General features: G+C 59.0%; 14 protein-coding genes. 8 read left to right on the forward strand and 6 right to left on the reverse strand.

The features are described from left to right. Nucleotides 1–91: 91 nt before the first annotated feature. The 3 genes from NEI07_RS14450 to NEI07_RS14460 are packed head-to-tail and all read left to right on the forward strand — an operon-like array spanning nucleotide 92 to nucleotide 1,142. The gene (locus NEI07_RS14450) at nucleotides 92–664 is read left to right on the forward strand and encodes a recombinase family protein (protein WP_256035473.1); all 573 of its coding nucleotides are present in this window, start codon (nucleotides 92–94) and stop codon (nucleotides 662–664) included. After that, a complete protein-coding gene (locus tag NEI07_RS14455; RefSeq protein WP_256035476.1) occupies nucleotides 657–893 on the forward strand; it encodes a WGR domain-containing protein in 237 nt (78 codons plus the stop codon). The genes NEI07_RS14450 and NEI07_RS14455 overlap by 8 nt, the downstream gene beginning before the upstream one ends. A gap of 30 nt (nucleotides 894–923) precedes the next feature. Further along, nucleotides 924–1,142, forward strand: coding sequence for a hypothetical protein (locus NEI07_RS14460; RefSeq protein WP_256035477.1), 219 nt, complete (start codon nucleotides 924–926; stop codon nucleotides 1,140–1,142). Between the two features lie 215 nt (nucleotides 1,143–1,357). Here NEI07_RS14460 and NEI07_RS14465 read toward each other — a convergent pair whose 3' ends face one another. Then, nucleotides 1,358–1,975, reverse strand: a complete 618-nt coding sequence (locus NEI07_RS14465; protein ID WP_256035478.1) for a ParB-like protein — start codon at nucleotides 1,973–1,975, stop codon at nucleotides 1,358–1,360. 403 nt (nucleotides 1,976–2,378) lie between these two features. Between NEI07_RS14465 and NEI07_RS14470 the strand changes: the two genes are divergently transcribed. Beyond that, nucleotides 2,379–2,792: an integration host factor subunit alpha gene (locus NEI07_RS14470; protein ID WP_328516985.1), complete on the forward strand. Its 414-nt coding sequence runs from the start codon at nucleotides 2,379–2,381 to the stop codon at nucleotides 2,790–2,792. Nucleotides 2,793–2,811: 19 nt separating this feature from the next. Next, nucleotides 2,812–2,970 (forward strand): hypothetical protein, encoded by a 159-nt coding sequence (locus NEI07_RS14475; RefSeq protein ID WP_256035479.1) that lies wholly within the window; start codon nucleotides 2,812–2,814, stop codon nucleotides 2,968–2,970. On the opposite strand, the gene NEI07_RS14480 is transcribed toward NEI07_RS14475, so the two are convergent. Continuing rightward, nucleotides 2,971–3,954 carry a transposase gene (locus NEI07_RS14480; RefSeq protein WP_256035480.1) on the reverse strand — a complete coding sequence of 328 codons (984 nt, stop codon included), beginning with the start codon at nucleotides 3,952–3,954 and terminating at the stop codon, nucleotides 2,971–2,973. Between the two features lie 589 nt (nucleotides 3,955–4,543). Between NEI07_RS14480 and NEI07_RS14485 the strand changes: the two genes are divergently transcribed. Next, nucleotides 4,544–5,611, forward strand: a complete 1,068-nt coding sequence (locus NEI07_RS14485; RefSeq protein WP_256035481.1) for a sensor histidine kinase — start codon at nucleotides 4,544–4,546, stop codon at nucleotides 5,609–5,611. Continuing rightward, nucleotides 5,604–5,879: a response regulator gene (locus tag NEI07_RS14490; protein WP_256035483.1), complete on the forward strand. Its 276-nt coding sequence runs from the start codon at nucleotides 5,604–5,606 to the stop codon at nucleotides 5,877–5,879. Before NEI07_RS14485 ends, NEI07_RS14490 begins: the two co-directional genes overlap by 8 nt. A gap of 878 nt (nucleotides 5,880–6,757) precedes the next feature. Here NEI07_RS14490 and NEI07_RS14495 read toward each other — a convergent pair. Beyond that, entirely contained in the window at nucleotides 6,758–7,366 is a 609-nt protein-coding gene (locus tag NEI07_RS14495) for a DUF2269 family protein (RefSeq protein ID WP_256035486.1), read from the reverse strand. Between the two features lie 54 nt (nucleotides 7,367–7,420). After that, nucleotides 7,421–7,789, reverse strand: a complete 369-nt coding sequence (locus NEI07_RS14500) for an antibiotic biosynthesis monooxygenase family protein (RefSeq protein ID WP_256035488.1) — start codon at nucleotides 7,787–7,789, stop codon at nucleotides 7,421–7,423. Between the two features lie 98 nt (nucleotides 7,790–7,887). Between NEI07_RS14500 and NEI07_RS14505 the strand changes: the two genes are divergently transcribed. Continuing rightward, nucleotides 7,888–8,364 carry a MarR family winged helix-turn-helix transcriptional regulator gene (locus NEI07_RS14505; protein ID WP_256035490.1) on the forward strand — a complete coding sequence of 159 codons (477 nt, stop codon included), beginning with the start codon at nucleotides 7,888–7,890 and terminating at the stop codon, nucleotides 8,362–8,364. A gap of 224 nt (nucleotides 8,365–8,588) precedes the next feature. Here NEI07_RS14505 and NEI07_RS14510 read toward each other — a convergent pair whose 3' ends face one another. Then, entirely contained in the window at nucleotides 8,589–8,963 is a 375-nt protein-coding gene (locus tag NEI07_RS14510; protein WP_256035491.1) for a hypothetical protein, read from the reverse strand. A 620-nt stretch (nucleotides 8,964–9,583) separates the two neighbouring features. Continuing rightward, on the reverse strand, nucleotides 9,584–10,021 hold a 438-nt coding region (locus NEI07_RS14515), incomplete at its 5' end, for a hypothetical protein (protein ID WP_256035493.1).

Raw genomic sequence — 10,021 nt, forward strand, 5'->3', positions numbered from 1 at the left:
GTGATCATGGCTGTTACGCGTATGCAAAAGTTAGACTTTTGAGAATTTCTCTTGATCGTTGTCGTTCAGCGGGTTACGCTTCTCATAAGATATGTCCGAAACTACACACCCAAAACGCATTGGGTATGCCCGCGTCTCGACGGTGGGGCAGACCCTTGAGGCCCAGCTCAAACAGCTGAAGGCCGCCGGGTGTTCAACCATCTATCGGGAGAAGGTTTCAGGGGCAAAGGTGGACAGGAAGGAGCTGGGCAGGCTCCTCAAATCCGTCGCTTCGGGCGACGCTGTGGTTGTAACACGGATCGACCGCCTTGCCCGATCGACCTTCGAGCTGTTCGCCATCGTCAAGCGCATCGTGGACACGGGCGGGCAGTTCCAGAGCCTTGCCGAACCATGGGCGGACACCGCCACGAGCACCGGACGGCTGATGATCGCCGTGCTGGGCGGCCTGGCCGACGTGGAGCGCGACCTGATCCGCACCCGCACCAGCGAAGGGCGGGCGCGTGCGAAAGAGCGCGGCCAACACATGGGCCGCCCCGCCAAGATGACCACCGCGCAGAAACAAGAAGCTCGCCGGCGGCGCGCCGACGGGGAGGCCGTGGCCGATCTCGCCCGCTCCTATGGCGTCAGCCCGGCATCCATCTACAGGGCGACCGACAATGCCTGACGCCGTCATTCTTCGCCGAACAGACCCAGGTCGGAACATGGCCCGGTTCTATCGCATGGACATTCAACTTGATCTGTTCGGCGAATGGCGTCTTGTCCGGGAATGGGGGCGCATCGGGCAGGCGGGACAAGTTCGCCAAGCCATCTATCCTTCGCAGGCGGAGGCTAGAATCGCCCTTGAACGCCATTGCCGCGTCAAAGAAAAGCGCGGCTATGTATATGTAACATAATGTCATTTTTGGATTATTGGAGGAGAGCCCATGGCCTACGGCAAGCTCAATGAGGACGAACTCAAAACGGCGATCGCGCAGACCAAGGAGGCCATCCAACGGGGTCAGGACCTTCTGCGAACGGTTGCCGAGAAACCGACAACCAAGGGGCTTGAACTGGTTACGGCCTCGACGCCGCTTCTCATCGAGAAGCTGGAGCAGGATTTGGCGAAGCTCGAAAAGGCGCTGGTGAAGAAATCGACCAAATGAACCCGCTCGTTTCCCCATCGACGCATCGAATTCCGCATTCGGACGTATCTTTCGACGCGCGCAACGGATCGAATTGCAACGACGAAATCTCGATGTCGAGTATCTTGAAGATGCGCACGGCTTGCGACGTCCCGACGCTCGGGCATGTAGAAAGACCATGATGAACGCCTGAGCCGTGGGTTCGTTCAATCAGCAGATACCGCTTGTCTGCCCGATTAACCGCCAACCACCTCTTCCGCGCAGCGGCATGCGTCGCATGGGTCTTTGCACCACACTTCGCGAATTAGCTTGTTGGCTGCTTTGATCGCGAGGGCAGGGTCGCTTCGATGTAAATCGGGGTTGAGATGGGTGCGTAGGAAATCGGCCCAGCGAAATTCGGCGTAGGGCGTGTAATCCTTCGGACAACCGCAGTTTCGGCGCAGGCGGGCCACGAGGCTCCGGAATGGATCGTCAGCTAAGTCCTGGAGCGCACGCGGCAACTCCGAAAGGGTCTGCGGCGCGCCGCTGAAGCAAATTAAGCCGCGTTTCTGTAGCGTCACGAAAAACTCATTGGCGTCGAGGTTCGACAGATCTTCGATCTGACGAACTGAAACTGTGTCGACTCCTTCCTGAAGAAGCGCGAGAGCCATATGGTGACCGTCGACGACGAAGTATTGCGCGTTAGGCCCGTATACCGCTGGAAAAGGGTGAGACGCGAGAAAATCGAGTTTTCCTTCGGCCGACAACGCTCGCCACTTCGAGCGCTTGGCTCTGACCTCTTCATATCCGACCGCTCTCTGGGTCGGCCGTAGCTCTGCAAGCTTTACTGTAACGGTTTTCTCGGCGGCATCCATTCTTGGCAACCACTCTCACGCCGGCTTTGGCGTGGCCACTTTCGCCCCGCGCTCTCAAAGCGATTGTTGGGGCAGGGGAACGATTTGGCTAACGCAAAGCTTCGCGAAAAAAAACGCCCGGACGGAGCGGGCGCTTTTTCAGTCAGGGGGGATCCTACTGATTTTGGCTGAGAGCAGCCGTTTGCTGTAATGCGGTAATTTGACGCGCTGGTATGCGTTCAATGCATCGAGGCTGGCCCCAATGAACGCTGTACCGGGATTTAGTGTCAACGGCGTGTTGTGCAAATCTAAGATACTCGACAGCGAGATTTCGTCGTTGCATCGATCTCAACGCGCCGGATTTCAAGTCGGCGGACGACCGCCGCCATTATCGAATTCCGAAGGGGTTTTGAGGAGCCATATTTTGAAGAACGGGAACGGGCGCACCTCGACGAGAGAGGCATTGAGGGAAGCGGTCTACGCCAGCTGCTCGGGACGTCTCTCCCGGGCGGAGGCCCGTGAAATCCTCGAGATGTTTTTCGAGGAGATTTTCGAGGCGCTCGAGCGGGGAGAGCCGGTGCAGCTCAAATCGTTCGGCGGTTTCCATGTCCGCTCGAAACGGGCGCGCCCGGGACGCAATCCGAAGACGGGGGTCGAAGCGACGATCGCAGCGCGCAAGGTCTTGAGGTTCAGGCCGTCGCCCGTCCTTATCGCTCGGATTAACGGCGCGACCATCGCCGGAGACGGGAGGGCGCGCGCCAGTCTCTTTGCCTGCCGCTCCCCGAGCGCTTCGATTGGCCGGGAGCTGAGAGACGGCGGCGACGGGAGGAATTCGTAATGAGCGACAAAGAGGCGCAATGGCCATTCTGGCCGACGCGCTGACGAAGATCGGACGTGGCGACGATCGGCCCCGCGACAACGACGCCGATGGTCGACCTTCCGGCGCGCACGGGCGATCTCCCGCTCAGGCGCTCGCCGCCACCACCTATCAGCGCGTTGAAAATGTCGCGATTTGATCAGTCGGCTTCGCATGTTACGGCGACGATCAGCGCTGCCGTCTCCGCGTCGGACGCGGCGATGATTACGAAGGTGATCATGTCGGCGGCCTGAATGATGACCAGGAACGCAAATCTGATGTTTGCGGCCTCTCTTGGAGTGCCGGCTCCGAACAGCGCGCGCATCAAAACGCCGAGATTGTAGCCCGCGACATGAACGAGATAGCGCTTGTGAACGTTTTCGCGACCGCGCAACCATGTGCGGCGCATCCCGCCGCGTTCCAGAACGTGGGCGAAGCTGCGCTCGACGATCTCGCCGCGTTTGCGCATGGCCTCCTTGCCGACGCCTGACTTCAACCGGTTGCGGTTGCCATAGACCGCCGCGCGCGCCGCGTCGTCGCCATGCCATCGTGAATAGCCCGTGCTCGGTCGCGGCTCGGAAATGCGCGTCTTCCATGGGCCATCGTCCAGGTCTTTCAGAACGTCGCGCGAATGGTAGCCCTTGTCGGCGACGAGATCGCAAGGATCTTCCGGCGTCGGCGCAGGTCCGACGGCGGACAGATTCTTTTCCGCTTCCTTCAGCGTGGGATCGAGCGTCGCCGTGTCGCCCTTGTCGGCCTCGTTGATCAGCGCCGCCACGATCACGCCCGTGTCGAGATCGACCGCATGTTCGGGCTTGTAGGCAAGATGCGTCGAGCCGTCCTTCATCTTGGCGATCTTCGCCTCCGGATCGGTCTTGCTCGTCCAGTCCTTGTTCGACAGCTTCTTGCCTTTGCGCTTGCGGTCGAGCCGAATCAGGTCGTCGATCGTCGGCGTCTCGACGCCGCTTTCCTTGGCCATCCGAGTCAGCATCTCGCGATAGGTCTCGCCATTGTCGCGGCGCACGATCGCTCGCAGCGCGGCGTTGGCCTCCATCGTCGAGCCATCGACGCCAATGCGCGCGCCCTTCACCAGACCATGCTCGGCGACGAGCTTTAAGACGAAGGCGAACACCTTCTCGTGCACTTCGTGCGGCTAGATATCAACGCGCATCCACGTTTCATCGGCAGTAAATAACTGTGCGTTAAAAATATTCATGACAGAAAGGGAGGCTTCTAGGGATTACTGCATAAATGATGGGCATAACCGAGATAATAAATTGACCAACGATGTTTATTCCTGTCATAAAATTTGCATCCATCAACTGTAATTTTGATGGAACATCCGCAAGCCTCCACAGTTGCCCTTAGCAAGCATGCGGCAGCTTCGCGTGCGCTCGAATGGCAGCCGAACGGCTGCGGGTGAACGAACGTGTAGCGGGGGCGGAGGCGGCCCAGGCAGCGAAGAACTGCTCCGGCTCCTAGTCGAAAGCGCGACCGACTTCGCCATCAACTTGATCGAACAGCCAAGGCAGCGTGACGAGCTGGAACGCCGGCGCTGAACGTCTGCTTGGCCAGACCTCAACGAAGATGCTCAATCAAAGCGGCGACATCATCTTTACGCCAGAGGATCGGGCGGTCGGCGCGAGCGGGCCGAGGCTAGGGCCAATGGGCGCGCCGAGGACGAGCGTTGGCATCAGCGAAAGGATGGTTCGCGCTTCTAGGGCTCGGGCGTCATGACGCGGCTCGCAGATGGCAGCGGCTTCGTGAAGATCTTTCGCAACTTGACTGAACGTCGGGTGGCCGAGCAGCGGATCCGCGAGAGCGAAGAATTGTTCCGTCTGCTGGCGACCAACATCCCACAGCTTGTCTTTCGAACTAAGAGTAGTGGCGCGCGCGCCTGGGGCAGCCCACAGTGGATCAAATTTACCGGCCTCTCACTTGAGGACAGCCTGGGCTTTGGATGGCTTGAAGCGATTCATCCCGAGGACCGTGACGCAACTGTCGCCGCCTGGGCCGCGGCGGAGGAGACTGGCGAATATTGTGTGGAGCATCGGATTCGGCGGGGAAGCGACGGGGAATATCGGTGGCACCAGACCAGGGCGAAGCCGGTCGCCGAGATCCAGGGCGATTGGGTTGGCACCTCAGCCGACGTTCACCAGTTACGTGAGTTTCAAGAGCGCCAGCAGGTTCTCTTGGCGGAGCTCCAGCACCGAACCAGAAACCTGCTCGCCGTTGTGCAGTCGATCGCGCGCCAGACCATGCGCACTAGCCGCTCCCTAGACGAGTTCGTACCTCAATTCGAGGGGCGGTTGCGCGCACTCAGCCGAGTTCAGGGACTGCTCGCGCGGCCTGATCACGGTTCCATCGATTTGCGCGAGCTCGTGGAGACGGAGCTCGAAGCCCATGGAGGCGACGACCTGGGTAATGACAAAGTGAGGATTGAGGGTCCGAGCGTGATGTTGTCCGCAACTGTGGCGCAGGTTTTGGCGCTTGCAATCCATGAGCTCGCCACTAATGCGATAAAATATGGCGCGCTTAAGCAACGCTCCGGAAAGCTTGAGGTTATGTGGCGAATAGATGCCGCCGACAACGAGGAGCGGCGCGTGGCGTTCGAGTGGCGGGAAACGGGCGTCGATATGCCGAACCGAGGCGCTCCAATGCGTGGAGGCTATGGCCGCGAGCTGATCGAGCGTGCGCTTCCCTACCAGCTCAAGGCCTCAACGAGCTTGGAATTCGGACTGGATGGCGTGCGCTGTGGAATCGTTCTCGCGATTGAGCGCGAGGAGGGAGCCAATGGCTGAGCGAACAGCAGACACACTGAGCGGCCGGCGCATTCTCATCGTCGAAGACGAGTACATAATCGCCGCCGACCTGGCGCAATTGCTTGAGGGCCTCGGCGCCAAGGTGGGCCCTGCAGGGTCGGTGGCCGACGCCTTGGCCCTGATCGCCCGCCAACCGGCGATCGACGTTGCGTTGCTCGACGTCACGCTTGGGTCGGAGAAGATTTTCCCTGTCGCCGACGTCTTGCAGGCGCGCGGGGTGGCGTTCGTATTCGCCACTGGCCCATGACGCGTGGATCGTACCTACCGCCTACGCGAACGCCTTGTGACGACGCGCGCGATTTCAACCGAAGCAGGTAAAAGCTTGCCCGGGCCAGCGCATCCAGAGCCGCGCGCCCCCTGGCATCGGCGTCGGCGCGGCGCTGGCGAATAAAACGTTCGATCGGCGCAGCGCCCAACAGCGTCGGCGTGAACAGCGCCAGATAGCCCGCGAGCGCGAAGGCCTCCATGACCAGGACGGCGCTGGCGGGAGCGTCGGGATCAAGAGTTCTTTTGGAAAGCCATTGCAGTGCAATCTCCTCGACATTTGCCGGCGAGACGCTGGCGACGGCGTCAAGGCAAATCTCCTCGATCCGCTACGCGAGAGGCGCGCTTTCGCTTGCTGGAGCGCAGCTGAACCGGTGTGACGCGTGTGAGTTCGTCTTTTGCCCCGCGCCATTTCGTCTCCAATGCCGCTTTGAATTGCTTCCGTCAGCCTATCATCGACTTGCCGATCAAGACTTTACGGTTTGCGTCATCCACCGGGATTTTGCGCAGGATTTGCCAAGGCAGGGCTGGGCCGCCCCATTCGCGCGATCCAAGCAATGGGACTGCGTGGAATGCCAAGGCCGTGGCTGGATTTCTGCCCCTGGCCGACGCCTGGGCGGACAGCACACGGTGATCAGCACGATTCAGGCTCCTTTGCCTAAGCGGGGGGTGGCTCCATCGAAGCCGCCAACGGGCAATGACGATCTTGTGTATCGCCCTTCTCAGCCTTGCAGCCCTCCGATTAATCCGCCGTCAGCGCCAGTGCCTTTTGCACCTGACTTATGCATCACGCAAACCCTTGTGAAATCAAGGCCAGCGGCGGGTAGAGGGCGGTTCGGAGAACTGACCCGCCCGAAATTCTTAAATGCCGCTCTGGGGCAAAGCCGAACTCGTCTTTGGTATCCACGGATAAAGTCGTGGGATCACGACCGTAAGGAACGTCGCAACCACGAACGCTGCGGCAACGCCGACAATGAACTGCGTCCAAGTGTGTGGGCGTATGGCCCCAAGTGAGACAATGACCATCAGAAGCGGGATATCGAGGAAGTGTGTGAATGTGGGCACCATCTCCGTCTTCCGCGCCCGCTCCAGTTCAGGAGTCACGCAGCCGCGCTCCAGAGCGTCCCTGCTGAGTCGCCGCAGCCGCATGAAGTAGAGGCGCGTGATGGTGTTGCCCTCGATGAATTCAAGCGCAAAGAGCACAACCATCCCCGCGAGCCAAGGCGTATCGAGAAAGCCCCAGCCGCCATAGAAGGAAACGATGAGCCATGTGCCGGACGCAAGCAGCAGCAGCGCTCCCGGCACCACGACGCCATCGTAGAAAACGGCGATGTTGCGCACCGCTTCCGAAAAAAGGGCAAGGTCGGTCAACTGGCGCGACCGCAAGTCAAATATCCATACGCCGATCAATCCGCCTGAAATCAGCGCTAAACCCACAAGATGCGTAAACTTTAGAAGTTCATAGGTCATCGCTCGTCTCCCGCCCTTTGGTCGGACACACCCGGCAGTAATGGAACGCGATCGTCAGGCGACACAGATGTCCGGCGCCGCAACCTTCTGGAAAAGATGCGGAGACGCGACGGCGGAGGAGGGATAGGCCGCGAGCTTCGCTTGGAAGTCCGGATTCGAGAATGCAGCGCGGAATGCAGCGTTCGATTCCCAAACGGCATAATTCAAATAGGTCGGGCCGTCGCCGAGAGCGCGATGCAGCTGGGTCGAGATGAAGCCCGGCCGGCTTTTCATGAAGGCTGCATTATCCTGCCAGATTTTGAGGAAACCGGGTTCGTCCGCCTTATCGAGCGTGAAGATGTTCACCAGAACGACCGGGCCAGTTTCGATTCCGAGCTGACGCTCAATCGGGAAGTTCGGGTCGAGAGGACGCAACAGCGACATGGACGGCTCCATTCAGTTTGAATAGCCTGTGCCGATATGGCACTATAATGTCATATTGCTATTGACACTATGATGTCAATAGCAATCCATGGTGTGAAATGCCACAATCGAAACGAACGCCCGGCGGTGATGCTGTGACCGACCTCGTGCTCGACCTTTTCAGGCTGAACAATCAGCTTTTGTCCGCAGGAGATAGGCTGGTCGCGCCGCTTGGATTGACGAGCGCGCGCTGGCAAATCCTCGGCGCGATTGTCGCCGCCGATTTCCCGCAGCCTGTCGCGTGGCTTGCTCGAAACCTTGGCGCGCATCGTCAAAACGTGCAGCGCATCATCAATGACCTCGCCAAAGAAGGGTTAGTCGGGTTTGAAGCCAACCCGCATCACCGAAAGGCGCAGCTTGTTGTCCTGACAAAAAAGGGAAAGCAGACCTTCGACGCGGCGATGCGCGTGCAGGCTCCTTGGAGCAACAGTCTTGCAGACGGCCTGTCAGTCAAAGACATCGAGAGCGCTCACCGGGTGATGTTAGCGCTGCGCCAGAATTTGAATGCAAAGGATGATGCCGACGAGAGCGACTAAAATGTCGCCGTTCTCCTGATTTTCCGGAGACTCTCGGCTGAGGCAAAATTCCTTGAATTTTGGGACAAAGCTATGCCACTCGGCCCGGTCGAATGGCGCGTTCAGTTTTTGGGAGCCAAGGACCGGTCCGCCGTCATTGGCGCTTTCAGAGGACGACCGGACTCATCGGAGCAAGAGCCGAACGAACGAGCAAGATGACCCTACGCTGCCATTCGCCCGCTATGTCAACCGATCGGCCTGAGCGCTTGCTTTGCCCCTGAGGAATAATCGGTCAGCCACCCGACGGCCACGATCACCAGCCCCATGAATACGTAAAAGCCAAATGCCAGGCTGCTGCTGGAAAAATTGGGCAGGAACGCGATGAGAACCAATGCCGGGCCAACGATTCGTTCGACCCACCCGTGAATCCAGAATGGAAGCCAAGGACGCCAGCCTAGCGGGAAATCAGTTACAAGGGTGAGCGCCAGATGCACCCCGGCTAGCGTCCAAGATAACGACGCCGCCAAGCCGTCGAGTTCCAAAAGCTTTGGCGCAGCCAGAAACACGACGACCGTCAGGTAGTCCAAGTAGCCGTGTATGGTTGGCGTGATGAGCTTCATGAGCGTTCTCCGTCTTGATCGCGGCCTAGTGGCCGCGCGAGGCGGGAACCTACGCATCCGCAATACGCAAGTCTGTAATCGAGATTACAAAGTGATCTGACTCGACTACGCGGCGGACTCCAGCGCGGAATGATTCACGCAGATCAGGCCCGGTGGTAATCGAGCACACCACGGCGACGCAAGGCGTTCATGGCCTTGGTTACCGCAGGTCGACTGGCGTAAACGAGATCGGCGATGTCCCTGCTGAGTGAGCGGTATCTCGAGCGAGTAGCCATGTCGGCACGGCGCTCCGAACACCAAGGTAATTCTTATTGAGCAGATCAAATACGCACCGCTCGCAACGCGTCAGATACGCGAGGGTCAGGGGCGGAATGGACTCAATACTCTCTAGACCGGCAACCTCTTGCCATTCTCGTTCGAACAATCGGCGAGCAGAGCCCGGCAATGCTTCCGAAACGGATGACCTGAAGCGATGCCGCAGCTTTCTCGTCGCGTCCTCAAAATGCTCGACGGCTTCGTGATTCAGTGGAGTGAAATTGGACGTGGGCTCATGATACGGCGCCTTGTGGGGATATGACGCAATGTCTGGCTTGAAACAATTATTCAGCAAATATCTTAGCTTACAAGGAACGGGGGACAAGCTTATGTAAAATCCCCACCAGCATTGCATGACCGTTAGCCTCGTTGCGGCCGCCTATAGCTAAGCCGGTGAGTCGGAATAAATTCGTCGAAAGGATTCGAGGTGAACTTCGATGGGTGAAGAGGAAAGCTATTTCGTGGAGCAACGGCGAAAGCTCGCTGAATCGCTGGAGCGCGCCAAGCACATGTCGAGCACATTGGATAATCGCCTTGTCGATCAGCGACAAGGTTGGGCTTCCTGGCTCGGCGCTTTTATAGCGGTCACCCGAAAACAAGTGGACCAAGCTGCGGTTCTCGCCATTTATGACGTTGCCATTCTGCTTCGTCAGGCGAATAACTTGGGTCTGTAATCGATCGTGGCCGATGCACACTTGGCTCAGACCATCAATTCCATGCAAAGCCACGGGTTCAAGAGGACG

It is taken from the genome of Methylocystis suflitae, assembly GCF_024448135.1.
Lineage (GTDB): Bacteria > Pseudomonadota > Alphaproteobacteria > Rhizobiales > Beijerinckiaceae > Methylocystis > Methylocystis suflitae.

Coding starts and splice junctions, on each gene's coding strand:
- NEI07_RS14485 (WP_256035481.1), top strand. CDS start 4,544: ATGACGCGGCTCGCAGATGGCAGCGGCTTCGTGAAGATCTTTCGCAAC.
- NEI07_RS14475 (WP_256035479.1), top strand. CDS start 2,812: ATGGCCATTCTGGCCGACGCGCTGACGAAGATCGGACGTGGCGACGAT.
- NEI07_RS14455 (WP_256035476.1), top strand. CDS start 657: ATGCCTGACGCCGTCATTCTTCGCCGAACAGACCCAGGTCGGAACATG.
- NEI07_RS14505 (WP_256035490.1), top strand. CDS start 7,888: ATGCCACAATCGAAACGAACGCCCGGCGGTGATGCTGTGACCGACCTC.
- NEI07_RS14510 (WP_256035491.1), bottom strand. CDS start 8,963: ATGAAGCTCATCACGCCAACCATACACGGCTACTTGGACTACCTGACG.
- NEI07_RS14460 (WP_256035477.1), top strand. CDS start 924: ATGGCCTACGGCAAGCTCAATGAGGACGAACTCAAAACGGCGATCGCG.
- NEI07_RS14465 (WP_256035478.1), bottom strand. CDS start 1,975: ATGGATGCCGCCGAGAAAACCGTTACAGTAAAGCTTGCAGAGCTACGG.
- NEI07_RS14450 (WP_256035473.1), top strand. CDS start 92: ATGTCCGAAACTACACACCCAAAACGCATTGGGTATGCCCGCGTCTCG.
- NEI07_RS14495 (WP_256035486.1), bottom strand. CDS start 7,366: ATGACCTATGAACTTCTAAAGTTTACGCATCTTGTGGGTTTAGCGCTG.
- NEI07_RS14490 (WP_256035483.1), top strand. CDS start 5,604: ATGGCTGAGCGAACAGCAGACACACTGAGCGGCCGGCGCATTCTCATC.
- NEI07_RS14500 (WP_256035488.1), bottom strand. CDS start 7,789: ATGTCGCTGTTGCGTCCTCTCGACCCGAACTTCCCGATTGAGCGTCAG.